Genomic DNA, 24,406 nt, shown 5'->3' with positions numbered 1-24,406 from the left:
TTCATCAGTTGCTGTCGCGCCAGAAGGAGATGACCCAGGGTGAGCCGATCCGGGATATTCGGACTTTTTTCTGTTTTCCTGAGCCGCGTGGCGGGTGCGGGATGCGGGCGCGCGGTGGTTTTCTGCCTCGCGGTGCTCGGCGCGGGCGCGGCGGCGGCCGAGCCGCTGTGGTTCGAGGGCAGGCGGCCGAATGCGCAGGCGTGGCAGGCCGTCGAGATCCTGGCGGCGGCCGCCGAAGACGGGCTCGACGCGCGCGATTACGATACTGAAGCACTGCGCGAAGCACTGCGCCGCGCGGTTGCCGATGCGGCCGACGGGTGGGCGTGGGCAGACGAGGACGTGGCGCGGCTCGATGTTGCGCTGACGGCGGCGATGCAGCGCTACCTGATGGACTTGCGTTTCGGCCGCGTCGACCCGCGCCAGGTCCATGCGAATTTCGTCGCGCCGGCCGCGGACGGTTTCGATCCCCTCGCCTATCTGTACGCGGCCGTGATCGAGCGCCGCCTGCCGGACGCGGTGCGCCGCGCCGCGCCTGTGCTGCCGCTTTACGCGAACGTGCGCGAAGCGCTGCGGCGCTACCGCAACCTGGCGCGCGATCCGTCCGGGATCGTGCCGTGGCTCGCCGCGCTGCCGCGTCCGCCGCAGCGGAAGCTGGAGCCAGGGCAAGCGTATGCGGGAATGCCTGTCCTGGTGCAACGCCTGGTCGCGCTCGGCGACCTGCCGGCCGCCACGCTGGTGCCGCTGCGCTACGAGGGCGCGGTCGTCGAAGGCGTCAAGGCCTTCCAGCGGCGCCACGGACTCGTAGAGGACGGCATCGTCGGCAAGGCGACACTCGAACAACTCGACGTGTCGCCAGCCGCGCGGGTGCGGCAGATGGAGCTGACGCTGGAGCGCCTGCGCTGGACGCCGCTGCTGCAGGGGCCGCGCATGATCGTCGTCAATGTCCCGGAATTCGTGCTGCGGGCCTACGAGGCGCGTGATGGCCGGGTCGAAGTCAAGGCGAGCATGAAAGTCATCGTCGGCAGCGCGCTCGACACGCGCACCCCGCTTTTCGACGAGGACATGCGCTTCATCGAGTTCAGTCCCTACTGGAACGTCCCGCCGTCGATCGCCCGGGCGGAGACGATTCCCAGGCTGCGCCGCGATGCGGCCTATCTACACCAGCAGGGCTTCGAATTCGTCGCCGGCGACGGGCAGGTGATCACGACGTTCGCGCCGGAATACCTGGACGCGGTGCTGCGCGGCGAGATGCGCATTCGCCAGCGCCCGGGACCGGCCAACGCGCTGGGCGACATCAAGTTCATTTTCCCGAACAACGACAACATCTTCCTGCACCACACGTCGACCCCCCGCCTCTTCGGCAAGGACCGGCGCGATTTCAGCCACGGCTGCATTCGCGTCGAAGAGCCGGTGGTGCTGGCGAGATTCGTGCTGCAGGATGACCCGGAGTGGAGCGAAGAGCGCATCCGCGCAGCGATGGCCGAGGGCGTGTCGAAGACGCTGCGGCTTCGCGAACCTTTGCCGGTGGTGATTGCCTACAGCACGGTCCTGGTCAAAAGCGACGGTCTGGTTTATTTTTTCCGGGACATCTACGGCCACGACAAATTGCTCGATGCAGCCCTGCGGCAGTCCGCCCGAAGCGGCCCGCCCTCCCTTGCGCAGCACAAAGGGCGCGATACCCGACCTTGACCCTGACCCCGACCCTGACCCTGGAACTTCGAAGATGAAGCAGATCGTGCATTCCCGACGCCATTTTCTCCGTCAATCCGCCAAGCTGGCCGTCGCCGGCGCGGCGCTGCCTTTCGCGCGGCCGGCGAGCGCTGCGGTGCGCGACGCGCGCAGCCTCGCGTTCGACCACACCCATACCGGCGAGCGCGTCTCGATCGTCTATGCCGTCGGCGAGCGATACGTGCCCGAGGCGCTGACGACGCTCAACCGTTTCATGCGCGATCATTACTCCGGCGAAGTCGGCCAGATGGACCCCAGGCTTTTCGATCTCCTCTACCGGCTGAAGCTCACGCTCGGCTCGCGCGAGTCGTTCCAGGTGATTTCCGGCTACCGCTGCCCGGCCACCAATTCGACGCTGCGCAACACGCGCGGCGGCGGCGTCGCCAAGCGCAGCCTGCACATGGACGGCAAGGCGATCGACGTGCGCATCGCGGACACGCCGCTTGCCGATCTGCGCGACGCGGCGCTGTCTCTGGGGGTCGGCGGCGTCGGCTACTATCCGCACGACCAGTTCGTCCACCTCGACACGGGCCGCGTGCGCAGCTGGTAAGCCGGCGGCCACGGTGCGGCGTCGGCGCATCGGCCGGGGGAAACCGGTGGATAGGGATCCGGGCGACGATATTTCGGCGAGGGCGGGCCGCGAGAGCGAAATGCTGCGCTGCGGTGGTTATCATGCGCCACGTCCAACGAAGGCCCGCCCATGATCACGCTCAAGAATGTCACGCTGCGCCGCGGTGCCAAGGTGTTGCTCGACACCGCTTCCGTCACGCTCAATCCCGGCGAAAAGGTCGGCCTCGTCGGCCGCAACGGCGCCGGCAAATCCACGCTGTTCGGGCTGCTCACCGGCGTGCTGCACGAGGACGCCGGCGATTATTCGATCCCGTCCCAGTGGCGCATGGCACAGGTGGCGCAGGACATGCCCGAAACCGCGCAGAGCGCGACCGACTTCGTCATCGACGGCGACACGGTCCTGCTGGCCGCCCGCTCCGAGGTGCACGCCGCCGAGGCCAGCGACGACGGCATGCGCATGGCCCACGCCTACATGGCGCTCCATGACGCCGGCGCGCACGACGCCGAAGCGCGGGCGCAGGCGCTCATTCTCGGGCTGGGCTTTCGCAGCGCCGAGCTCGCGAACCCGGTCAACAGCTTTTCCGGAGGTTGGCGGATGCGCCTGCAGCTCGCGCGCGCGCTGATGTGTCCGTCCGATCTGCTGCTGCTCGACGAGCCGACGAACCACCTCGACCTGGACGCGCTGGTGTGGCTCGAAGCGTGGCTCAAGCGCTATGCCGGCACGCTGGTCGTGATCAGCCACGACCGGGAGTTCCTCGACGCGGTGACGCAGGTCACGCTGCACATCGACAACGCCAAGCTGCTGCGCTACGGCGGCAACTACAGCGCTTTCGAGGACATGCGCGCCGAGCAACTGGCATTGCAGCAGTCGGCGCTGGCCCGGCAGCAGGACAGGATTGCCCACCTGCAGAAGTTCATCGACCGCTTCAAGGCCAAGGCGAGCAAGGCGAAGCAGGCGCAAAGCCGCGTCAAGGCGCTGGAGCGGATGGAGCGCATCGCGCCGGTCCTCGCCGATGCGGAGTTCAACTTCGAATTCCAGGAACCCGCCAACCTGCCGAACCCGATGCTGTCGATGCACGACGCGAGCTTCGGCTATCCGCCGCCGCCGGATGCGGCGGCCGGCACCGCGCCTGTCGTCATCGTGCGCCACATCAACCGCTCGGTGCACGCCGGCCAGCGCATCGGCATCCTCGGCGCGAACGGCCAGGGCAAGTCGACGCTGGTGAAAACGGTCGCCCGCACGCTCGACGTCCTCGGCGGCGAGATCACCGAAGGCAAGGGTCTGAACATCGGCTATTTCGCCCAGCAGGAACTCGACGTGCTGCGCCCGCAGGACACCCCGCTGGAGCACATGACACGGCTCGCGAAGGAAACCCTCGCCAGCGGGCGCAGCGGCTGGATCGCCGCGCGCGAACAGGACCTGCGCAACTTCCTCGGCACGTTCAACTTCAGCGGGGACATGGTCAAGCAGGCGGTCGGCACGATGAGCGGCGGCGAAAAGGCGCGGCTCGTGCTGTGCATGATCGTCTGGCAACGGCCCAACCTGCTGCTGCTCGACGAGCCGACCAACCACCTCGACCTGGCGACGCGCGAAGCCCTCAGCGTGGCGCTCAACGAGTTCGAAGGCACGGTCATGCTGGTCAGCCACGACCGCGCGCTGCTGCGCGCGGTGTGCGACGAGTTCTGGCTGGTCGCGCGCGGCGGCGTCGAGCCGTTCGACGGCGACCTGGACGACTACCAGCGCTACCTGCTCGACGAGGCACGACGATCGCGCGAAACGTCGGCGAGCTCGCGGCAGAAACGGGCCGCGTAGCCCCTGCCCGATCCCTGCATCCGCTTTGCAACCACGACAGAGGCAAGCCATGTTGATGACCACGACTCCGACCATCGAAGGTAGGACGATCCGCAGCTATCACGGCGTCGTCGCCGGCGAGGCGATCATCGGCGCGAACGTCTTCAAGGACATGTTCGCCGCAGTGCGCGACATCGTCGGCGGGCGTTCGGGCGCGTACGAAAAGACCTTGCGCTCGGCCCGCGAAACCGCGTTCGCGGATCTCGCCGAAGCGGCCGGCCGGCTCGGCGCGAATGCCGTCGTCGGAGTCGATATCGACTACGAGGTGTTGGGCGAAAAGAACGGCATGCTGATGGTCGCCGTCAGCGGCACGGCGGTGACGCTTGAGTAAACGCTTCCCCTGTCGCCAGCGGTCGGGACGCCTGCGCGGCGCTCCCGGCATCCGCACCTGAAAAAGCGTAGCGCCCCATTGACGCGCCCCGGGGCCGCGCGGCTATAATCCGCGCCCCTTTCGCGTTCCTGGCTCCGCCCTCGGCGGCTCGCACTGTCAGGACGTATCGATGCCTTGGTGGTGAAATTGGTAGACACGCTATCTTGAGGGGGTAGTGGCGAAAGCCGTGCGAGTTCGAGTCTCGCCCAAGGCACCAATTCTTCGATGTCACCCGGACCGCCCGATCGCACCGAGGTCCGGCCCGAGCTGCAAAAAGAAAGCCCGAGCGCTTGCGAGCCCGGGCTGAAATCCACACCAAAGGAGGAGGGTGGAGGAGACAGGCGAAGAATAGCCAAGCTGATTGTGCGACGCAACATAAAATTTCTGTTGGCTCGATTAGCTGGATGTATGGCGATATGAGCGGCGACAGCGCAAGAAGACGATTCCGATGCTGCGTCGCAACCCGAACACGGCCAGCTCTCGCCGGGCACAGCGGTTGCATCGCTTCCTCTCCCAATAGAAGGGGAGCTACTCACCTTGGAGGCAGCTATGACAAGTCGGACGGAAAAGTCATCGGGAGCGGGACGGGCGGTCGAGATTCCGATCGGAGCGGTGCGGCTGGCGGGCGAGCTGACGATTCCGGAGGGCGCGGTGGGCATTGTCCTTTTCGCCCACGGCAGCGGGAGCAGCCGCCACAGCCCGCGCAACCGCTTCGTCGCGCGCTTCTTGTGCGACGCGGGGATCGGCACACTGCTGTTCGATCTCCTGAGCCTCGAGGAAGAGGCCGTCGACGCGCGGACGGGCGAACTGCGCTTCGACATCGGGCTGCTCGCCGGCCGCCTCGGGGAAGCGACGCGCTGGCTGCGGCGGCAGCCCGACGCGGGCGATCTTCCGCTCGGCTATTTCGGCGCGAGCACCGGCGGCGGCGCGGCGCTGGTCGCGGCCGCTGCGCTCGGCGACGAAGTGAAAGCGGTGGTGTCCCGCGGCGGTCGGCCGGATCTGGCGGGCGATGCGCTCGAAGCGGTGCGCGCAGCGACGCTGCTCCTCGTGGGCGGACGGGACGAGCCGGTCATCCGCATGAACCAGGAAGCGTACGCCAGGCTCTCCTGCACGAAGGCGCTGACGATCGTCCCCGGCGCGACGCACCTCTTCGAGGAGCCCGGGACGCTCGAGGTGGTCGCGCAGCACGCGGCAGCGTGGTTTCGGCGGCACTTGCCGCAACCGGCGTGAAAGGACGCAGGCACGAAGGAGCGCTTTCGGACCGGCGGGGGCGACGGGTCCCGGCCGGGACTGGCGACTCCCGGTCCGCTCCCACGCCGGCGCCACGCAAAGGCAGCGAAAAAAGGCAGCGAAACTCACCGGGTTCGATCAGCGCCCCTGTCTTGGCAAGGTGATGACCGTGCCTTCGCTCCTTTGGTCGGCGCCGCCGTATCGCCTGCTGTTTTGCAGGTCGACCACGACCGCCTGTACGGATCCGATCGACTCATTGCAGAAAGAGACGCCCGCCACGTCGGGCAGATCATGACCGAGCTCGGCGAGCTGCCGCAACGAATCCGGCGGCAGCCCGCCCTCGCAGCGCACCGCTCCCGCTGCGGAGGTGACGGACAGCCGGGGCGCGTCGATGGCCTGCTGGATGTCCAGGCGGTGATCGACAAGATTCAGGGTGATGTTCAGCACCGTGTTGATGATCGTCGGACCTCCTGACGAGCCGTAGGCAGCGAGCGGTTTGCCGTCCTTGAAGAGGATCGTCGGCGCCATCGAGGAGCGCGGCCGCTTGAACGGCCCCGCATCGTTGGCGCCCGGATTGCCGGTGGAGGCGCTGGATTGCGGCGTGAAGTTGAAGTCGGTCAACTGGTTGTTGAGCAGAAAACCGTAGCCCGGAACGAGGATGCCGCTTCCCCACGTGTTCTCGGTGGTGCTCGTGTAGCTGACGAAGTTGCCGGCCGGGTCGACGACCGAGAAGTGGGTCGTGTGCATTCCCTTTTCCTCCTCCACCGGCACCTGCGGCAGCCGGCTGTGAGGGCGGCGGATCGGCGAATCGCAGGCGCGGGGGTCACCGGGGAGCGGTGTGGCCATGCGCGAGCCGGCGTCGATGAAGGCTCGCCGCGTCGCGAGAAAGCATTCGGACAGCAGTCCCTTCGCAGGCACGGGAACGAAGTCCGGATCGCCCATCCATACCGCCCGGTCGGCAAAGGTCAGCCGCATTGCCTCGATCATCGCGTGCAGTGCATGGCGCCCGCCGAAGCGCCAGCCTTCGCCGCCGCTACCGATCGGGAACGGCTCGAGGAGCTTGAGTATCATGATCACCGACAGGCCGCCGGACGAGGGCGGCGGCATCGACTTGATCGTGTACCCGCGGTAGTTGCCTTCGACCGGCTGGCGCACGGCGACGTCATACGTCGCGAGATCGCTGGCCGTCATGCGCCCCGCGCCGGCGGGGCCGATCTGCGACCGCAGCTGCACGTCGAGGATGGCGCGGGCGATGTCCCCCCTGTAGAACGGGTCGATGCCGTCGCGGGCGATCAGGCGGAACGTCTGCGCCAGCGCAGGCTGGACGAGCAGATGTCCTGCGGGCAGCGGGCTGCCGTCCGGCAGGCGGAAGATCGCCCGCGTCTCCGGTTGCAGGGTCGTGCGCAGGTTGTACGTGTCGGCCGCGAGGAACCGGTTGATGCGGAAACCCTCTTCCGCGAGCCGGATCGCCGGCGCGAGGGTGGCGGCGAGCGTCATGGTCCCCCACTGGCGCAGCGCGTAATCGATCCCCTTCAAGGTGCCGGGGACGCCGATCGAATGCCCGCTGGTGGATGCGGCGAGGAAAGTCTGTCCGACGAACATGTCGGCGCTTGCCCCCGCGGGAGCCTTCTCGCGCGAGTCGACGATGAACGTGCGGTTCTCCGCGGCGAGATGCACCATCATGAAACCGCCGCCGCCGATTCCGGAAAATTGCGGCTCGACGACATTCAGCGCGAACTGGATCGCGGCCGCCGCATCGATCGCGTTGCCGCCCGCTTCGAGAATCCGCGCGCCGGCCGCGGCGGCGAGTGGATGCGACACGGAAACGACGCCCCCGGAAGAACCGGTGCTTCCCGCCGACGGGCCGGCAGCCCGCTCGGCGTTGATTTGCGGCACGCCGATCGACGTTGCGGGTCCTGATCCGTCCTCGGCCGCGAGCGCCAGCGGGGGCAGCACCGCAGTGGCGACGAACAGTGCTGCGCCGAGCCGGGCAAGGTACTTTGCCAGGTTCATTCGCTTCATCGTTTCCTCCTCCGCCGGATGGCGTGGCCTGTCCCGACTCGAAACGGACGTCGTTAAAGAGTAGCCCCTTGGTGGAGAAGCGGAAGCATGGCTTGTCACACGATAGCGATCTTGGACTGCGGACGCAGCTCGGCATCAACACCAGTGCTGCGATCGACGCCGGCGCCGGTGATCAACAGCATTCTTGTTGTTCCTTTTCCGTAGTTTGCGAAGAAAACACCCGCTCCAGCGTCGCGGGCAGCAGCGCGGCGTTGGCTTTGCGGATGGCAGCGTGTTTGGCCTTGAGGGCGGCGACCTCGGCCTGCAGGCGGTCAAAGGTTTGCTGCGTGGCCAGCGGGGGCATGGGTGCTTCGATGGCCATCAGCTTTTCCAGCCCCAACGTGCGGTTGCGACCAGCCCCACCGGGCGACGCCTCTCCGACCTTCAGCATTCCTTCGTCGGTCAAGAAGTAGTACCGCAGGAACTCGGCTGTAGTCAGATCGGAGGCTGCCCGGCAGGTGATGAATCGATGGGAGCCGAAGCGGCCAGTATCTTCGGGTTGGGCGATGGCAATCGCACCTTCCCAGGCGAACACGTTGGAGAACAGGAGGTCGCCCGGTTCGATTCGATACAGTCGCTTGGTGCCGACCTCGCTGCCGGACAGTGGCGGCTTGTGGAAGGTGCCTTTGCCAAAGGAGCGGATGCCCAGTTCGGGGTAGCTGCCATCGAGGGCAATGGACTGCTCACGCCGAACCAGCGGCGCCACCTCCGCCATCGGCCGCAGCGGCGCGTCGGCAATGGCGTCGCGGAAACGCAGGGCCAGCAGGTGCTCGGCGTCGCGCTCGACGGCATCCAGATGCGCTTCGACCTGCCGGGTTTTCTCGGCCAGCGTGTCGAGGCGGGTGACGAGGGCTTGTTGTTCGGGTAGCGGAGGAAGGGCGACTGGCTGGTCGAGGAAGCGGTCCTCCTTGATGCGTACCCGGTTGGTGGTGCCTTCGCTGGCGGCCTTGCATAACTCGACAAAAGGCGCCGAGCGGACCAGCCAGCCCATGAACGCCGCATCGCATCGGTCAGGGTCACGAAACTCAAACGACGGAAAGTCGTTACTGACAATAGCGCCGTCGAGCTCCTGGGGTATCAGGCCGATGGCACCGTTGCGCGCGTCGATCTTGGACAAGATCAACTGATTAGGCCGTACGACGCGACGCACAGACACAACATCGCTGCCACGAATCTTGCCCCGGCTCACGACACCTTTACCCCAAAGTTTGATCGTGACCTCGTGATACTCAGCTGCCGGGTCAATTGCTGCGGATTCATCGGAACGACGGAGCAATTCGCCCAGGGCAACCTTGGGCCACGCCTTCATTCGCCGCCCTCCGCATCGCCACTGCGCCCGATCCGCCGCGCCTCCAGTTCCCGCCGTGTCTTGTCCAGCTCCTCGGCCAGCAGCTTTTCATCCGGCAGCACGGTCTGGTATTCGGCGGCCAGCACCTTGTTGGGCAGGCCCTCCAGCGCGTAATGCGCCTCGTTGCTGCCTTTGCTCGCACACAGGATCAGGCCTACGGGCGGGTTTTCATCGGGCTTCATCCAGTGCTCGCGGGCGTAATTCAGGTACAGGTGCATCTGGCCGGCATCGGCATGGCTGAACTTGCCGATCTTGAGGTCGATGATCAGCAAGCACTTGAGCCGGCGGTGGAAGAACAGCAGATCGACACGAAACCAGGAATCGTCCAGCCGCAGGCGGCGCTGGCGTCCGACGAAGGCGAAGTCGTCGCCCAGTTCGAGCAGAAAATCAGCGAGGTGCTGGATCAGCGCTTCTTCCAGCTCTGCTTCGGAGTATTCGTCCTTGAGGTTGAGAAACTCCAGCACGAACGGGTCCTTGATCGCCTGTTCGGGGGTAACGAGGTCTTCCGGCTGGGCCACTTCGGCTTTTTGCAACATTGCTGCCTTGTTGCGCGACAAGGCGATGCGTTCGTAGAACTGGCTATTGATCTGGCGATCCAGTTGCCGCACGGACCAGCCGCAGCGCAAAGCTTCGGTTTCGTAGAAGGCACGGCCTTGCGGGTTCTTGACCGACAGCAGGCGCACGTAGGCTGACCAAGGCAGTGGGAAGGCACGGGCCAGAGAGGACAAGTCGATGGAATTCCGAGACAGCGATTGGGAAATCTCGTCTTTGACCGATCTTACAGACACTGCCTGCAAGATCGGGGTGGTGGCGGATTTGCCAGACAGTGTCTGGCGAATCTGGTCCAGGGACCAAGTCATGTAGAAAAGCCGCATTTGCTGCAAGTTCTGTCGGCTGAACCCCCGCCCAAAGCGGCTGGAGAGATCCGCGGCGAGACGAGTAAGCAGCGCTTCACCATAGATGGCCCGCTCCTGCCCCCCCTGTTCAAACTCGACGATGCGCCGGCCGATTTCCCAGTAGGTGGCCGTCATCAGGGCATTCACGCTGCGGGCGGCGGCGCGACGGGCGGCTTCCAGCAGGGCGACGATGTCGCCGTGGATGCCGACGTAATCGGCGCTGGCCGGGGTCAAATCAGTCATGCCTGCACCTCGTTGACCAGTGCCTCGATCTCGCCCAACAGGCGCATCACTTCGGCCTCGTGGCTGCGCATGGAGGCGATCAGGTCTTTCGGATCGGCATGCTCGAGACCCGATTTGGCATTCGGGTTCTTCAGGTCCAGGTTGTAGATGGGCCAGTAGAGGGCATCGCCCTCGGCCTGCGCGGATCGGGCGGTCTGATCAAAGGCTTGCTGCTCAGCCTTCAAGGCGCGCAGTTGTTCTTGCAGTGCGCGCTTTTCGCCATTGGCTGCCGCTTGAACCGATTGCTCCAGCTCGCGGATGGGCTTGCCCAAGGCCATGGCCGCATTGCGTTCGCTTTCCGCTCGCTGCCAGTGCTTTGTTGCGGCTTCGACGGCGGCGGCACGTTTGGTGGCGAAATCCACTTTCCACGCCTGCGGCCCCTCCTGGCGGTCGTTCCACCAGGCTAGCGCCGGCGCGAATTCTTCGAACTGCAGGGGCGCGGTCTTGCTGTACTTCTTGCGGCCCTCGGGTAGCGGCAGCTCGTAGTACCAGATGGTGTCCGTGGGGCCGCCACGCTCGAAGAACAACAGGTTGGCGGGGATGTCGGTGTAGGGCGCAAACACCCCTTGCGGCAGGCGCACGATGGTGTGCAGGCGGAATTCCTTGAGCATTTCCTCCTTGATCACGGCGCACACGCCATCGCCAAACAGGGTGCCGTTGGGCACGACCACGGCGGCGCGGCCCCCGCGTGCGGCAGGTTTGCCACCGGGCACCGGCGCGCCAGCCACCCGGAGCTTCCTCATGATGTATTGCAGGAACAGCAGTGCGGTTTCCGCCGTCTGCATGTTGGGCGGGAAATTTCCCTTGATGACGGCTTCTTCCTCCCCTCCGAACGGCGGGTTGGTGAGGATCGCGTCCACGCGCTCGCTGTGGCCGATCTCGTTGATCCTGCGGTGCAGCGTGTTGCCGTAGGCGATCTGCGGCGCCTCCAGGCCGTGCAGCAGCAGGTTCATCTGCGCCAGCATGTAGGGCAGCGGCTTGGCTTCCTGCCCGTAGAGGGTGTCGCGCTGCAGGCGACGGCGCTCGTCGGGCGTGGTGACTTGGGGCGCAACGTGGTCGTAGGCTTCCACCAGAAAGCCGCCGGTGCCGCAAGCGGGGTCGAGGACGGTCTCATTCAGGCGTGGACCGGTGACCTGCACCATGAAGCGCACCACTGGGCGCGGCGTGTAGAACTCGCCGGCATCGCCCGCCGCGTCGCGCATTTCGCGCAGCATCGACTCGTACAGATGCGACAGGGTGTGGATTTCCTCGCTGGCGGAAAAGTGGATGCCGTTGATCTTGTTCAGGATGTCACGCAGCAGGTAGCCGCTGACCATGCGGTTCTGCACGCCCTTGAACACATTGGCGATGACTTCGCGCTGGCTGCCTTTTTCGCCTTCACCGGCCAGGCCGCGCAGGTAGGCGAACAGGCCCTTGCCTGTGCTGCCATCGGCCCGGACGGTGATGTCCTGGCCGATGAAGGCCAGCAGTTCGTCACCGGCGATGCCGTCTTCTCGGGCGGCCCAGTCACGCCAGCGGTACGGGGCTTCGATGATGGGCTGGTAGCGCTTGCCGTCGAGTTCGGCTTCTTCCTCGTGAACGATTTCAAGATCGTCGAGGAATTTGAGGAACATCACCCAGGTGAACAGCGGCAGGCGGTCCACATCGCCATTGAGGCCCTTGTCCTTGCGCAGGATCTTGCGGGCAGTGCCGATCAGTGCCGAGAGGTTTTCGCGGGTGGTGAGAGGCGCCTTGGCCAAGCGCTTCGCGCGGGGCTTCTTTTCGGCGGTGCTGGAGGATGCGGCTTTGGCCATTGGTTCGGATTTTCGCTATGGGTACAGGGCGGTCTGCAGTCGGGAGACGGCGTCCTTCATGCCGCGCACGCCGCCGAAGTGGCGGATGGCGATCTCGGAAGGACTGCCGTAACGGTCGAAGGGCTGGACTTTCATCAGCTCGGACAGCGCGTTGAATTGGAGGATGCCGCGCTCGATGTAACGGTCGAGCAGCAGCGTCAAAATTTCGCGGGCGGTATCGCCGTAATGCGAGAACAGGTCTTGCGCCTGCTTTCTGGCGAGCTCAGCGCGTTGGCGGCGCGTGAGCAGCGGTGCATTCCAGGCCAGGTGGCACAGCAGGTCGAAAGGGTCGGCATCGGGTTGTTCGCCGCTGACGGCCAATTCTTCGAAGCTGATGCCGCGCTCGGTCAGCTCGCGCAGCACTTCGCTGCGCGTATCCGGGTTGGCCCAGGCCGATTGCAAAGCCTCACGCGTCGGGTACAAGGTGCGCACGGCACGGCCGGAGTACTCGGTGTACTTCACCACCTGCAGCTTCTTGCCGTCGGTGTCGAGGTCATAGACGAGATGGCCGATGACCTCGACCTCGCCGCCGTCGATGTAGAACTTGCGTGGCTCGGGTGACGGTTCGTTGATGAGCACGCCAATGTCCTGGCCGATTTGCTCCTCGGGCACCTGGTATTGAATCGGCGGTAAATCGTGCGGCGTTTCAGGTTCCGTCTCCGTCAGGCTGACCTGTTCCCCCGATTCGTCGACCGTCACTTCCTCGATGCGCGCCGGTTCGCCATCGAAGTCCGGGTCTGCAAAGTGACGCGTGGCCGTGCCGGTGAAGTCGATGATGTTGAAATATTCCTTGCCGTAATCGACCTTGAGCCGGGTACCGCGACCGACGATCTGCTTGAACTCGGAACGGGAGCCGACGACGCGTGCCAGCACCACGTTCTTGACCATCTCGGCATCGACGCCGGTGGTCAGCAACTGCGAGGTGGTGAGGATGACGGGAGCAGGCTTGTCGACGTCCTGGAAGTGCGCGAGATGGGTCAGGCCAATGGCGCCTTCATCGGCCGTGACACGGCAAACGTAATCGGGATACTGCTTGACCAGATCGCTGTTGAGATTGAGCAGTTCCTGGCGCATCTCGGCGGCGTGCTCCTGATCGACACAGAACACCAGCGTCTTGGCGAAGCGGTCGGTGCCTTTCAGGAAGTCGGTCAAGTGCCTGGCCATCGCCCGAGTGCGAGAACGCAGCGCGACGACGCGCTCGAAATCCTTGGTCTGGTATTCCTCGTCTGGAACCTCGCGACCATAGCGGTCCAGTTCGTCCTTGCTCGGTCGCCAGCCTGCGGCATCTACCGTCGTGATCACGCGGTGCACACGGTACGGCGCCAAAAAACCATCCTCGATGCCCTGGCGCAGGCTGTAGGTGTAAACCGGATTGCCAAAATATTCGTAGCTGTCGCGGGATTCCTCGCGCAGCGGGGTGGCGGTCATGCCGAACTGCACGGCAGGCTGGAAGTAGTCCAGTACCGCGCGCCAGGAGCTCTCGTCGCGGCTGGAGCCCCGGTGGCACTCGTCGATGATGATCAGATCGAAGAAGTCCGGGCGATACTGGCGGAACACGTCTTCGCTGGCCGTGGTGAGTGCCTGGTAGATGCCGAAATACAGGTCCCGACTCTGGCTGACGTCACCGCCGGCGATCTTGTGCCGGGCATCGCCGAAGGGCGCAAACATCTTGGCCATCGGGTCATCGACCAGGATGTTGCGGTCAGCGAGAAACAGTATCTTGGGGCGACGGTATTCGCCTGTGTTGTTCCAGCGGCTGTTCCAGAGTTTCCAGCAAATCTGGAAGGCGACGCAGGTCTTGCCGGTGCCCGTCGCAAGCGTCGCCAGGATGCGTTTCTGCCCGCGCAGGATGGATTCGATGACGCGATGGATGGCGATCTGCTGGTAGTAGCGCGGCACCTTGCCGGAAACCAGATTGAACGGCTCCAGCAGGTGGGGAGCTGCCACTTCGGGCAAATGGTTCGCGGATGTCAGGCGGGCAAACAGCTCATCCGGCGTCGCATAGCGATCCACCTCACGTTCGGTGCTGGTGGTGTAGTCGATTTCGATGATGCGGTGGCCATTGGTCGCGTAGGCGAACTTGAGACCGAGGATCTCCGCGTATTCGCGCGCCTGCTGCACGCCGGTTTCGGCCGGCAGGCCGATTTCCTTGGCCTCGACCACGGCCAGGGGATAGTCGCGACGGTAGTACAGCAGGTAGTCGGCACGCTTTTGCTTGCCGCGACGGACCTTGCCTCCGGCCACGATGATGCGACCGTTGGTGAATGTGCGTTGCTCCCCGATCGAGTAAGGCGCCGCGCCCCAGCCAGCCTCGACCAGCCTGGGGGTGATGAATTCGCGGCAAGTGTCTGCTTCGGTGATCACGCCATCTCGCATTGCCTCCCCCTTCATCATCGGCCCTTAGTCAATCAGGATCTTGAAATTGGTCGCCAGCGCGACGGGCTCGATCTCGCGAACATTCTTCTTCAGCGCCACCAGACCATAGCCCTCCATCATCCGCAGCGTGCGCGACAGGTTCGGTACTTGGCGGCCCGTCAGCTCAGCCAGCTCCGTCAGTGACTTGGGCCACTTGTCACGGATGAGGCGCAGCAGGGCCTGGTTGTCCTCAGACAGCACTGCTGCCATGGTGGCCATCGATGGAAACCACACGGTAGGCCCGTCCTTCCCCCCAGGAAGCTCATCCTGCGCTCCGGGGCGACGAATACCGACAACGCAGCGCTTCATCTCGGATGTCCTGATCGGCTTGGCATAAGCCGGCCATTTTATCAATGTGGCACAACTGCAGCTAATCCCTGATGGGTAGTCTGGGCTTCTTGATCGAGCATCGCTCAAGCAAACGCCGGGTAAGTGGCGCACTGGAGACATGATGTGGAGGACGTCGCAACGGCTGCAATGGTCTGGATGGCCGAAAACCAAACCGCAAGCTCAGCAAGACAGCCATGAAAAAAGCTCCCGCGGGAGCTTTTTTCATTACATCTGTCACCAGTTTTTCATCAGCCTGGCAAACCGGCAGTGTCACACGTCGATATTCCTCGCATACAACGCATTCCCCTCGATGAACGCCCTTCTCGGCTCGACGTTGTCGCCCATCAGCGTCGTGAAGATCTCGTCGGCGGCGATGGCGTCGTCGATCTGGACTTTCAGCAGGCGGCGCACGGCCGGGTCCATTGTCGTTTCCCACAGCTGCTCGGGGTTCATTTCGCCGAGGCCCTTGTAGCGCTGCTTCGTCAGGCCGCGCTCGACTTCACTGAGGAGCCAGCGGATCGCTTCGGAGAAGCGGGTGATCGGGTGGCTCTTTTCGCCACGGCGGATTTCGGCGCCGGGACCGATGAGGTCGGAGATCGCTTCGGCGGCGGTGCGGATGCTGCGGTAGTCGCCGGTGACGAGGAATTCCTCGTCGATCCACGCGAGGCGCAGGTTGCCGTGATGCATGCGCTCGATCGCGAGGCGCCAGCTTTCCGCTTCGTCATGGTATTCGGGACGGATCGTCACGCTGGCCGGCAGGTGCGGCTGGATGCGGGCGGCCGAGTCGCGCGCGGCGGCTTCGTCGTCGAGGCTGACGGCGAGGTTCTGCGCGAGCATCGCGTGCAGCACCGCCGGGTCGACGTAGCCGGCGAGGCGGTTGATGACGGCTTCGGCGAGCAGGTAGCTGCGCGCGAGGCCGCCGAGGGCTTCGTCGGCGATCGGCGCGGCGCCTTCGCGCGGCATCAGCACCGCGCCGTCGAGCGCGAGCTTCAAGAGGTGCTGGTTCAGCGCGTTCTCGTCCTTGATGTACATCTCGTTCTTGCCGTGCTTGATCTTGTACAGCGGCGGCTGCGCGATGTAGATGTGGCCGCGCTCGACGAGCTCGGGCATCTGGCGGTAGAAGAAGGTCAGCAGCAGCGTGCGGATGTGCGCGCCGTCGACGTCCGCGTCGGTCATGATGATGATGCGGTGGTAGCGCAGCTTCTCGGGCTTGTAGTCGTCCTTGCCGATGCCGGTGCCGAGCGCGGTGATCATCGTCGCGATCTCCTGGCTCTGCAGCAGCTTGTCGAAGCGCGCTTTCTCGACGTTGAGGATCTTGCCCTTGAGCGGCAGGATCGCCTGGAACTTGCGGTCGCGGCCCTGCTTGGCGGAGCCGCCGGCGGAGTCACCCTCGACGAGGTAGATCTCGCACAGCGCGGGGTCTTTTTCCTGGCAGTCGGCGAGCTTGCCCGGCAGACCTACGCCGTCGAGCAGGCCCTTCCTGCGCGTCATTTCGCGCGCCTTGCGGGCGGCATCGCGCGCGCGCGCGGCTTCGACGATCTTGGCGCAGATGGTTTTCGCGTCGAGCGGGTTTTCCTGCAGGAAGTCGGTGAGCTTGCTGGCGACGACTTCCTCGACCGCCGGGCGCGCTTCGCTGGAGACCAGCTTCATCTTGGTCTGGCTGGCGAACTTCGGGTCGGGCATTTTCACCGACAGCACGCAGGCGAGGCCTTCGCGCATGTCGTCGCCGGTGATGTCGACTTTCGCCTTCTTCGCGATCTCGTGTTCTTCGATGTACTTGTTGATGACGCGCGTCATCGCCGCGCGCAGGCCGGTGAGGTGGGTGCCGCCGTCGGCCTGCGGAATGTTGTTGGTGTAGCACAGCACCTGCTCGGCGTAGCTGTCGTTCCACTGCATCGCGACCTCGACACCGAGCTCGGCGTCGTGGCCGTGGCCGGTCGGGATGCGCGTCGTGCCGGCGGCGTAGAACACCGTCGGATGCAGCACGCTCTTGGTGCGGTTGATGTATTCGACGAAGCCTTTCACGCCGCCGGCGAAGGCGAAGTCCTCTTCCTTGCCGGTGCGCTGGTCGATGAGGCGGATCTTGACGCCGTTGTTGAGGAACGACAGCTCGCGCAGGCGCTTGGCGAGGATGTCGTAGTGGAATTCGATGTCGCCGAAGATCTCGTCGTCGGCGAGGAAATGCACTTCGGTGCCGCGCTTCGTCGTCTCGCCGGTGACGCGCAGCGGACTGACCTCGACGCCGTCGACGATCTGGATCAGGCGGTCCTGCGCGACGCCGCGGTGGAACTCGATCTGGTGCTTGCGCCCGTCGCGGCGCACCGTCAGGCGCAGCCACTTCGACAGCGCGTTCACGCACGACACGCCGACGCCGTGCAGGCCGCCGGACACCTTGTAGCTGTTCTGGTTGAACTTGCCGCCCGCGTGCAGCACGCACATGACGATCTCGGCCGCCGAGCGCTTCGGCTCGTGCTTGTCGTCCATCTTCACGCCGACCGGGATGCCGCGGCCGTTGTCGGTGACGGAGATCGAGTTGTCGGAGTGGATCGTGATGACGATGTCGTCGCAATGGCCGGCCAGCGCCTCGTCGATCGCGTTATCGACGACTTCGAACACCATGTGGTGCAGGCCGGTGCCGTCGGAGGTGTCGCCGATGTACATGCCGGGGCGCTTGCGCACGGCCTCCAGCCCTTCGAGCTGCTGGATGCTGGATTCGTCGTAGGCGCCGGGTTCGGGAGTTTGCGGTAGGACTTGCGGTTCGGACATGGTCATCTCTGTGATTCATCAAAGAACGCGCCCCCGGACGCACGGGGGCGAAAAAGTCTGCGGGCGGCGCTGCGCCGGGTCGGTCAGATCCGCATCGGCATGACGACGTACTTGAACGTGGCGTTGCCGGGCAGCGTCACGAGCGCGCTCGAGTTGCCGTCGTTGAAGCGCCACTCGATCTTGTCGCTGGTGACGTTGTTCAGCACGTCGAGCAGATAGGTGACGTTGAAGCCGATGTCGAGCGGGTCGCCGTGGTAATCGACTTCGAGCTCTTCGAGGGCTTCTTCCTGTTCGGCGTTCGTGCTGGCGATCTTCAGGCTGCCGTCGCCGAGCACGAGGCGCACGCCGCGGAATTTCTCGTTGGTCAGGATCGCGACGCGCGACAGCGTCGCCAGGAGCGGCACGCGGTCGAAAGTCAGCAGCTTCGGGTGGTTCTGCGGGATCACGCGCTCGTAGTCGGGGAACTTGCCGTCGATCAGCTTCGACACCAGTTCGATCGGGCCGAAGCGGAACACGACCTGGTTGCCGGCGAGGATCACTTCGAGCGGGTCCTCGCTGTCGGCGAGCTGGCGGGCGAGCTCCATGACGGTCTTGCGCGGCAGGATCACTTCGGTGTGCGGGACATCGCCCGCCAACGGGTTCGCCGCGAACGCGAGGCGGTGGCCGTCGGTCGCGACCATGCGCAGTTCGCTGCCGCTGGCGATCAGCAGCAGCCCGTTGAGGTAATAACGGATGTCCTGCTGCGCCATCGCGTAGGCGACTTGGGCGAGCTGGCGCTTGAAGGTCTTCTGGCTCACCGAGAAGCGCGTCGCGTCGCCGTCGGGCAGGTTCATGCGCGGATAGTCCGCGGCCGGCAGCGTCTGCAGCGCGAAGCGGCTGCGGCCGGCTTTGACGGTGAGGCGCTTGTCGTCGAGCGTGACCGTCACGTCGCCTTCGGGCACCGCGCGCAGGATGTCCTGCAGCTTCCTCGCGGCGACGGTGATCGAGGCGTCTTCACCGCCGATGTGGCCGGCCGTGGTGGTGCGGATCTGGATCTCGATGTCGGTCGCGAGCAGCGTCAGCTGGTCGCCGTGCTTCTCGATCAGCACGTTGGACAGGATCGGCAGCGTGTGGCGTTTTTCGACGATGCCGGCGACCGACTGCAGCGGGGCGAGGAGCGCGTCGCGGGTGGTGGTGAGCAGAAGCATGGCGTCAGAGTCTTTCCGGTTTGGATTAGGTTGTTCCGGGCTTGGCGCGGGGCGCAATGAAAAGGGCTGGGGCTGGGGCTGCGGTGTTCATCCCCTGAGGACCTGGGTGAGCACGTGGACGTCGTGGTTCAACTGGTGGTCGCCGAGGCGCAGCTCGGCGATCGTGCGGCAGGCGTGCATCACGGTGGTGTGGTCGCGCCCGCCGAAGGCCTCGCCGATCGCTGGCAGCGACATCGGCGTGAGGTCCTTCGCGAGCCACATCGCGACCTGGCGCGGACGGGCGATGACCCGCGTGCGCTTCTTCGAGTGCATGTCGGCGACCTTGATCTTGTAGTAGTCGGCGACGGTCTTCTGGATGTGCTCGATCGTCAGCTGGCGGTTGTGCGCGTTCAGCAGATCCTTCAGCGCGTCCTTGGCGACTTCGAGCGTGATGCCGCGACCGTGGAAGCGCGCGAACGCCACGACCTTGTTCAGCGCGCCTTCGAGTTCGCGCACGTTCGAGCGCAGGTTCTTCGCGATCAGGAAGGCGACGTCGTCGTGCAGATCGACGCGTAGCGCCTCGGCCTTCTTCTGCAGGATCGCGACGCGCATCTCGAGCTCGGGCGGCTCGATCTGCACGGTGAGGCCCCAGTCGAAGCGCGAAATCAGGCGATCCTCGAGGCCCTGGATGTCCTTCGGGTAGGTGTCGCAGGTGATGACGATCTGCTTGCGCGCCTCGGTCAGCGCGTTGAACGCGTGGAAGAATTCTTCCTGCGTGCGGTTCTTGTTGTTGAAGAACTGGATGTCGTCGATCAGCAGGAGATCGAGCGAACGGTAATAGCGCTTGAAGGCGTCGAAGCTCTTCTGCTGGTAGGCGCGCACGACGTCGGCGTAGTAGTCCTCGACGTGCACGTAGCGGATCACCGCGCGCGGGTTGTGACGGTACACGGCATTGCCGATGGCGTGCACGAGGTGGGTCTTGCCGAGGCCGACGCCGCCATAGACGAACAGCGGGTTGTACGACGTGCCCGGGTTCTGCGCGACCTGCATCGCGGCGGCGCGCGCGAGGTCGTTGGCGCGGCCGGTAACCAGCGTGTCGAACGTGAAGTCGGCGTTCAGGCGCGTCTTTTCGTAGGCGAGGTCCGACGCGGTGATGACGGATTCGGGCTCGGCCGGGCGCGTGACGACGGCCGGTGCGGCAACCGTGGTTGCAGGCGCCTGCGAGGGGGCCGGCGCCGGGGCAGCGACGGACACGCTGCCGACGACGGGGCGCGCGGCCGGGCGCGCCGCGCCGGCCGCGGGCAGCACGAGTTCGATTTCGATCGGCGTGCCATGGAACTCGGCGCCGAGTTCGCCGATCCGGCGCAGGTAGCGTTCCCGCACCCACTGCAGCACGAAGCGGCTCGGTGCGACCAGCCGCAACGCGGCGCCGGCGCCAGCATGTTCCTCATCGGCTTGCAGCGTCTTGATCCAGGTGTTGAACTGCTGCTGCGGCAGTTCATGTTCCAGGCGCGACAGGCAGAAGGACCAGAGATCGGGGCTCACGGGTTCGGCGGTTTGGGCTTGCGGCACGGTTTTCAAAGCGTACCCTCTCCACTGTTCACCAAGGCGGCGAAAAGACGGCGGCAGCTTGATGTGGGTTATAGGGACGCTTTCGCGGGGTGAAGGCAGAGCGCGGTGCAGGACGCTGCCCTGCTCTGTGATCGACCGAAAGCGGAAACGCGGATTCTACCCCCCGCCGCAAAAGTTATCCACAGGTCTGGGCAAAAATTGTGCTTGACAAACAGTGCATTATCCAATTAAATCTCGCGTTTGACCCAAATACTGGCAGACCGAAATGAAACGCACCTATCAGCCTTCCGTCGTCCGTCGCAAGCGCACCCATGGATTTCTGGTCCGCATGAAGACCCGTGGCGGTCGCGCAGTGATCCGCGCCCGTCGTGCAAAGGGCCGTCACCGTCTCGCCGTTTGAGGTGAGCAGCCGGCCGGGCGTTGACCAGCGATTCCTCGACGCCTACAGGTTACGAAAAACGGATGAGTATTCATCCGTTTTTGCTTTTCGGCGGGCCTTCAAGGGGCGGTTTTTCATCGCCCATTATCGTCCCAACGAACTCGGGACGGCGCGCCTGGGGGTCGTCATCGCGAAGAAGCTTGCGAAACGGGCCAACGTGCGCAACCTGCTGAAACGTATCGTGCGCGAACAGTTCCGCAAGGCGCGGCCCGCGCTTGCGCACCATGACCTCGTCGTGCGGCTGCATGCGCCGGTGAAGCTGGCGACGCGCGCGATGATCAACGACGATGTCGTGAATCTGCTCGGGCGGTTTCGCGAGTGATGAAAGCGCTGGTGCTCGGTCTGCTGCGTGTTTACCGGTACGGGATCAGTCCCATGCTGGGCCGTAACTGCCGTTTTCATCCCTGCTGCTCCGAGTACGCGCAGGAAGCTGTCGAGCGCCACGGCGCGATGCGTGGCGGCTGGCTTGCGCTCAAGCGGGTGGGCCGTTGCCACCCATTCCATCCCGGCGGGTATGATCCCGTCCCCTGAACAATTTCAGATCGAACAATAATCCGATGGATCAGCGCCGCCTCGTACTCTTCCTCGTCTTCTCCCTTTCCCTCGTAATGCTGTGGAATGCCTGGCTGAAGCAAAGCCAGCCCGCGCCGGTCGCCGTCACTGCGACCGCGGGTGTCGAGGGTGCCGGCGTGCCGACTCCGACGACCGGTGTTGCGCCGGGGGCGGCGACCGCCGTGCCGGGCGTGCCCGGCGTGGCAACCGCTTCGACCGCGCCGCGCATGGTGGTGCGCACCGACCTGATGGTCGCGGAAGTTTCGGCGCAGGGCGGCGACATCGTCAGGCTCGAACTGGCGAAGCACAAATCGACAGCCGACAAGACGAAGAACTTCACGCTGTTCGACGACGGCACGATCCACCTGTATGCGGCGCAGTCCGGGCTGATCGGCGAGGACCTGCCGACCCACAAGACGACGTTCAGTCTGCCGCAGGGCGAACAGGTCCTGAAGGAAGGCGAGGACCGTCTCGTCGTGCGGCTCGAGGCGCCGGAGCAGGATGGCGTCAAGATCACGAAGGTGATGACTTTCCATCGCGGCAACTATGTCGTCGACGTTGCCTACGAGATCGTCAACAGCAGCGAGCGCCCGCTTTCGCCCCACGCGTATTACCAGCTCACGCGCGACGGCAAGCCGGCCGAGTCGGTCGAGGCGTTCGGCGTCACGACTTTCACCGGCCCGGCGTTCTACACCGATGCCGAGAAGTTCCAGAAAGTCCAATTCGAGGAAATCGCCGAAGGCAAGGCGAAGTTCGTCAAGAAAGCCGGTGACGGCTGGATTGCGATGGTCCAGCATTATTTCGTCAGCGCGTGGCTGCCGCAGGGCGGGGCGGAACGCGAGTTTTTCGCGCAGAAAGTCGGCAACGACCTGTATTCGGCCGGGGTGATCGTGCCGGTGGCGGCGATCCAGCCGGGACAGAGCGGACGCGTCGAGGCGAGCCTCTACGCTGGCCCGCAGGAACAGGACAAACTCGAGGACATCGCTCCCGGGCTCGACCTGGTCGTCGATTACGGCTGGCTGACGGTGATCGCCGCGCCGCTGTTCTGGGTGCTGTCGTGGATCCACGGCGTGGTCGGCAACTGGGGCTGGGCGATCATCATCGTGACGATCCTGATCAAGCTGATGTTCTTCCCGCTGTCGGCCGCGAGCTACAAGTCGATGGCGAAGATGCGCGTGCTCGGTCCGCGCATGCAACGCTTGAAGGAGCTGTACGGCAACGACAAGGCGAAGATGCAGCAGGAAATGATGGAGATGTACCGCAAGGAGAAGATCAATCCGCTCGGCGGCTGCCTGCCGATCCTGGTGCAGATCCCGGTGTTCATCTCGCTGTACTGGGTGCTGCTCGGCAGCGTCGAGATGCGGCAGGCGCCGTGGCTCGGCTGGATCCAGGACCTGTCGGCGAAGGATCCGTACTTCATCCTGCCGGTGATCATGGGCGCATCGATGCTGATCCAGATGAAGCTCAATCCGACGCCGCCGGATCCGATCCAGGCCAAGGTCATGATGGCGATGCCGGTCATCTTCACCTTCATGTTCCTGTGGTTCCCGTCGGGCCTGGTGCTGTACTGGGTCGTGAACAATATTCTGTCGATCGCACAGCAATGGCAGATCACGCGGATGATCGAAGGTGAGAAGTCCGGCGCCAAGCCTGCCTGACACCATCGCGGCGATCGCGACCGCACCCGGTCGCGGCGGCATCGGGGTCGTCCGGGTCTCCGGTGCGGCGCTCGCGCCGTTTGCCCGTGCGCTGACGGGGAGGGACTCGAAACCCCGCCACGCGGGGTTCACGCATTTCGTCGACGCCGGCGGCAAGCCGATCGACGAAGGCATCCTGATCTATTTCCCGGCGCCGCATTCGTTTACCGGCGAGGACGTCATCGAACTGCAGGGGCACGGCGGGCCGATCGTGCTGCAACTCGTGCTCGCACGCTGTCTCGAACTCGGCGCCCGGCTGGCCGAGCCCGGCGAGTTTTCGCGACGCGCATTCCTGAACGGGAAGATGGACCTCGCCCAGGCCGAGGCGGTTGCTGATCTGATCGAGGCGTCGACGGTGGCGGCGGCACGCTCCGCGGTGCGTTCGCTGTCGGGCGCGTTCTCTGACGAAATGCATCGGCTCACGGACGCACTGATCGACCTGCGGATGCTCGTCGAAGCGACGCTCGATTTTCCCGACGAAGACGTCGAGTTCCTCGAAAACGCCCGCGCCCTGGAGCGGCTCGACGCGATCCGCGTGAAGCTCGAAGGGGTGCTCGAGCGCGCGCGTCAGGGAGCGCTGCTGCGCAGCGGGATGAACGTCGTCCTGGTCGGCCAGCCGAATGTCGGCAAGTCTAGCTTGCTGAACTGCCTCGCCGGCGACGAGCGCGCGATCGTCACCGACATCGCCGGCACGACGCGCGACGCCGTGCGCGAGACGATCGCGATCGAAGGCATTCCGATCCATGTCATCGACACGGCCGGACTGCGGGAAACGGCCGATCCGGTCGAACGCCTGGGGGTCGAGCGGACTTGGCGCGAGATCGCGCGCGCCGATGTGATCCTGCGCATCGTCGATGCGCGGGTCGGTCCGCAGCCGGGTGACGAGGCGATCGATGCGGCGCTGCCGGAAGGGGTGGAGCGCATCACGATCTTCAACAAGATCGATCTGTGCGGGCTCGAACCGGCGCGGCTGCAGCAGGACGACGGTGTTGCGATCCATCTGTCCGCACAGCTCGGCCTCGGCGTCGATCTGCTGCGCAGCGAGCTGCTGAGGGTGGCTGGCTGGCACGCGCATGGCGACGACGTCGTGCTTGCGCGTGAACGCCATCTTGTTGCGTTGCGCGAGGCACTGACGCACGTGGTCGCGGCGCGATCGCAGTGCGGCGCGCTCGAATTGTTCGCGGAGGAACTCCGGCTGGCCCAGGTCTGCATCGGCGAGATAACTGGAGAGTTCTCGTCCGACGACCTGTTGGGGGTGATTTTTTCGCGGTTCTGCATCGGCAAGTGATCGGCGTTCGGT

19 protein-coding genes and 1 tRNA gene are annotated in these 24,406 nt (G+C 65.0%); 11 read left to right on the top strand and 9 right to left on the bottom strand.

Annotation, left to right across the window (positions count from 1 at the left end; translation table 11 throughout):
• Window positions 1-114 precede the first annotated feature (114 nt).
• The 6 genes from pbN1_RS08810 (at window position 115) to pbN1_RS08785 (ending at window position 5,750) form a co-directional block, all read left to right on the top strand.
• Window positions 115-1,689, top strand: coding sequence for a L,D-transpeptidase family protein (locus pbN1_RS08810; RefSeq protein WP_244857217.1), 1,575 nt, complete (start codon window positions 115-117; stop codon window positions 1,687-1,689).
• A gap of 34 nt (window positions 1,690-1,723) precedes the next feature.
• The gene (gene mepK / locus pbN1_RS08805; protein ID WP_169200882.1) at window positions 1,724-2,278 is read left to right on the top strand and encodes a peptidoglycan L,D-endopeptidase MepK; all 555 of its coding nucleotides are present in this window, start codon (window positions 1,724-1,726) and stop codon (window positions 2,276-2,278) included.
• A 150-nt stretch (window positions 2,279-2,428) separates the two neighbouring features.
• Window positions 2,429-4,111 carry an ABC-F family ATP-binding cassette domain-containing protein gene (locus pbN1_RS08800; RefSeq protein WP_169200883.1) on the top strand — a complete coding sequence of 561 codons (1,683 nt, stop codon included), beginning with the start codon at window positions 2,429-2,431 and terminating at the stop codon, window positions 4,109-4,111.
• A gap of 49 nt (window positions 4,112-4,160) precedes the next feature.
• On the top strand, window positions 4,161-4,481 hold the full coding sequence (locus pbN1_RS08795) for a heavy metal-binding domain-containing protein (protein ID WP_169200884.1): 321 nt from the start codon (window positions 4,161-4,163) through the stop codon (window positions 4,479-4,481).
• A gap of 171 nt (window positions 4,482-4,652) precedes the next feature.
• Window positions 4,653-4,737, top strand: a tRNA-Leu gene (locus pbN1_RS08790).
• A gap of 332 nt (window positions 4,738-5,069) precedes the next feature.
• Window positions 5,070-5,750 carry a dienelactone hydrolase family protein gene (locus pbN1_RS08785; RefSeq protein WP_169200885.1) on the top strand — a complete coding sequence of 227 codons (681 nt, stop codon included), beginning with the start codon at window positions 5,070-5,072 and terminating at the stop codon, window positions 5,748-5,750.
• A 138-nt stretch (window positions 5,751-5,888) separates the two neighbouring features.
• On the opposite strand, the gene ggt is transcribed toward pbN1_RS08785, so the two are convergent.
• From ggt to dnaA, 9 genes are all read right to left on the bottom strand, one after another.
• The gene (gene ggt, locus pbN1_RS08780; protein ID WP_169200886.1) at window positions 5,889-7,772 is read right to left on the bottom strand and encodes a gamma-glutamyltransferase; all 1,884 of its coding nucleotides are present in this window, start codon (window positions 7,770-7,772) and stop codon (window positions 5,889-5,891) included.
• Between the two features lie 172 nt (window positions 7,773-7,944).
• The gene (locus pbN1_RS08775) at window positions 7,945-9,120 is read right to left on the bottom strand and encodes a restriction endonuclease subunit S domain-containing protein (RefSeq protein ID WP_169200887.1); all 1,176 of its coding nucleotides are present in this window, start codon (window positions 9,118-9,120) and stop codon (window positions 7,945-7,947) included.
• Window positions 9,117-10,298, bottom strand: a complete 1,182-nt coding sequence (locus pbN1_RS08770; protein ID WP_169200888.1) for a PDDEXK nuclease domain-containing protein — start codon at window positions 10,296-10,298, stop codon at window positions 9,117-9,119. Before pbN1_RS08770 ends, pbN1_RS08775 begins: the two co-directional genes overlap by 4 nt.
• The gene (locus pbN1_RS08765; protein WP_169200889.1) at window positions 10,295-12,130 is read right to left on the bottom strand and encodes a class I SAM-dependent DNA methyltransferase; all 1,836 of its coding nucleotides are present in this window, start codon (window positions 12,128-12,130) and stop codon (window positions 10,295-10,297) included. Before pbN1_RS08765 ends, pbN1_RS08770 begins: the two co-directional genes overlap by 4 nt.
• A gap of 15 nt (window positions 12,131-12,145) precedes the next feature.
• Window positions 12,146-14,545, bottom strand: coding sequence for an EcoAI/FtnUII family type I restriction enzme subunit R (gene hsdR / locus pbN1_RS08760; protein ID WP_211161293.1), 2,400 nt, complete (start codon window positions 14,543-14,545; stop codon window positions 12,146-12,148).
• Between the two features lie 24 nt (window positions 14,546-14,569).
• Window positions 14,570-14,893 carry an HVO_A0114 family putative DNA-binding protein gene (locus pbN1_RS08755; RefSeq protein WP_210147701.1) on the bottom strand — a complete coding sequence of 108 codons (324 nt, stop codon included), beginning with the start codon at window positions 14,891-14,893 and terminating at the stop codon, window positions 14,570-14,572.
• 291 nt (window positions 14,894-15,184) lie between these two features.
• Window positions 15,185-17,680 (bottom strand): DNA topoisomerase (ATP-hydrolyzing) subunit B, encoded by a 2,496-nt coding sequence (gyrB, locus tag pbN1_RS08750; RefSeq protein WP_169200891.1) that lies wholly within the window; start codon window positions 17,678-17,680, stop codon window positions 15,185-15,187.
• Between the two features lie 83 nt (window positions 17,681-17,763).
• Window positions 17,764-18,867: a DNA polymerase III subunit beta gene (gene dnaN / locus pbN1_RS08745; RefSeq protein WP_169200892.1), complete on the bottom strand. Its 1,104-nt coding sequence runs from the start codon at window positions 18,865-18,867 to the stop codon at window positions 17,764-17,766.
• Between the two features lie 87 nt (window positions 18,868-18,954).
• Window positions 18,955-20,391, bottom strand: coding sequence for a chromosomal replication initiator protein DnaA (gene dnaA / locus pbN1_RS08740; protein WP_244857216.1), 1,437 nt, complete (start codon window positions 20,389-20,391; stop codon window positions 18,955-18,957).
• 292 nt (window positions 20,392-20,683) lie between these two features.
• Here dnaA and rpmH point away from each other — a divergent pair, with 292 nt between their 5' ends.
• The 5 genes from rpmH to mnmE are packed head-to-tail and all read left to right on the top strand — an operon-like array spanning window position 20,684 to window position 24,394.
• The gene (gene rpmH, locus pbN1_RS08735; protein WP_002926183.1) at window positions 20,684-20,818 is read left to right on the top strand and encodes a 50S ribosomal protein L34; all 135 of its coding nucleotides are present in this window, start codon (window positions 20,684-20,686) and stop codon (window positions 20,816-20,818) included.
• Window positions 20,787-21,179, top strand: a complete 393-nt coding sequence (gene rnpA, locus pbN1_RS08730) for a ribonuclease P protein component (protein WP_244857215.1) — start codon at window positions 20,787-20,789, stop codon at window positions 21,177-21,179. Before rpmH ends, rnpA begins: the two co-directional genes overlap by 32 nt.
• The gene (gene yidD, locus pbN1_RS08725; protein ID WP_169200894.1) at window positions 21,179-21,388 is read left to right on the top strand and encodes a membrane protein insertion efficiency factor YidD; all 210 of its coding nucleotides are present in this window, start codon (window positions 21,179-21,181) and stop codon (window positions 21,386-21,388) included. The genes rnpA and yidD overlap by 1 nt, the downstream gene beginning before the upstream one ends.
• 26 nt (window positions 21,389-21,414) lie before the next feature.
• Complete coding sequence (yidC, locus tag pbN1_RS08720; RefSeq protein ID WP_169200895.1) at window positions 21,415-23,067, top strand: membrane protein insertase YidC; 1,653 nt, start codon at window positions 21,415-21,417, stop codon at window positions 23,065-23,067.
• Window positions 23,039-24,394, top strand: coding sequence for a tRNA uridine-5-carboxymethylaminomethyl(34) synthesis GTPase MnmE (mnmE, locus tag pbN1_RS08715; protein ID WP_169200896.1), 1,356 nt, complete (start codon window positions 23,039-23,041; stop codon window positions 24,392-24,394). The genes yidC and mnmE overlap by 29 nt, the downstream gene beginning before the upstream one ends.
• Window positions 24,395-24,406: the final 12 nt, after the last annotated feature.

Source organism: Aromatoleum bremense, from assembly GCF_017894365.1.
GTDB lineage: Bacteria > Pseudomonadota > Gammaproteobacteria > Burkholderiales > Rhodocyclaceae > Aromatoleum > Aromatoleum bremense.
This window is presented reverse-complemented; position numbering and strand designations above follow the sequence as displayed.

Excerpts from the sequence above, each read along its gene's own strand:
- mepK (WP_169200882.1), top strand. The coding sequence starts at position 1,724 with ATGAAGCAGATCGTGCATTCCCGACGCCATTTTCTCCGTCAATCCGCC.
- pbN1_RS08800 (WP_169200883.1), top strand. The coding sequence starts at position 2,429 with ATGATCACGCTCAAGAATGTCACGCTGCGCCGCGGTGCCAAGGTGTTG.
- pbN1_RS08795 (WP_169200884.1), top strand. The coding sequence starts at position 4,161 with ATGTTGATGACCACGACTCCGACCATCGAAGGTAGGACGATCCGCAGC.
- pbN1_RS08785 (WP_169200885.1), top strand. The coding sequence starts at position 5,070 with ATGACAAGTCGGACGGAAAAGTCATCGGGAGCGGGACGGGCGGTCGAG.
- ggt (WP_169200886.1), bottom strand. The coding sequence starts at position 7,772 with ATGAAGCGAATGAACCTGGCAAAGTACCTTGCCCGGCTCGGCGCAGCA.
- pbN1_RS08775 (WP_169200887.1), bottom strand. The coding sequence starts at position 9,120 with ATGAAGGCGTGGCCCAAGGTTGCCCTGGGCGAATTGCTCCGTCGTTCC.
- pbN1_RS08770 (WP_169200888.1), bottom strand. The coding sequence starts at position 10,298 with ATGACTGATTTGACCCCGGCCAGCGCCGATTACGTCGGCATCCACGGC.
- pbN1_RS08765 (WP_169200889.1), bottom strand. The coding sequence starts at position 12,130 with ATGGCCAAAGCCGCATCCTCCAGCACCGCCGAAAAGAAGCCCCGCGCG.
- hsdR (WP_211161293.1), bottom strand. The coding sequence starts at position 14,545 with ATGCGAGATGGCGTGATCACCGAAGCAGACACTTGCCGCGAATTCATC.
- pbN1_RS08755 (WP_210147701.1), bottom strand. The coding sequence starts at position 14,893 with ATGAAGCGCTGCGTTGTCGGTATTCGTCGCCCCGGAGCGCAGGATGAG.
- gyrB (WP_169200891.1), bottom strand. The coding sequence starts at position 17,680 with ATGTCCGAACCGCAAGTCCTACCGCAAACTCCCGAACCCGGCGCCTAC.
- dnaN (WP_169200892.1), bottom strand. The coding sequence starts at position 18,867 with ATGCTTCTGCTCACCACCACCCGCGACGCGCTCCTCGCCCCGCTGCAG.
- rpmH (WP_002926183.1), top strand. The coding sequence starts at position 20,684 with ATGAAACGCACCTATCAGCCTTCCGTCGTCCGTCGCAAGCGCACCCAT.
- yidD (WP_169200894.1), top strand. The coding sequence starts at position 21,179 with ATGAAAGCGCTGGTGCTCGGTCTGCTGCGTGTTTACCGGTACGGGATC.
- yidC (WP_169200895.1), top strand. The coding sequence starts at position 21,415 with ATGGATCAGCGCCGCCTCGTACTCTTCCTCGTCTTCTCCCTTTCCCTC.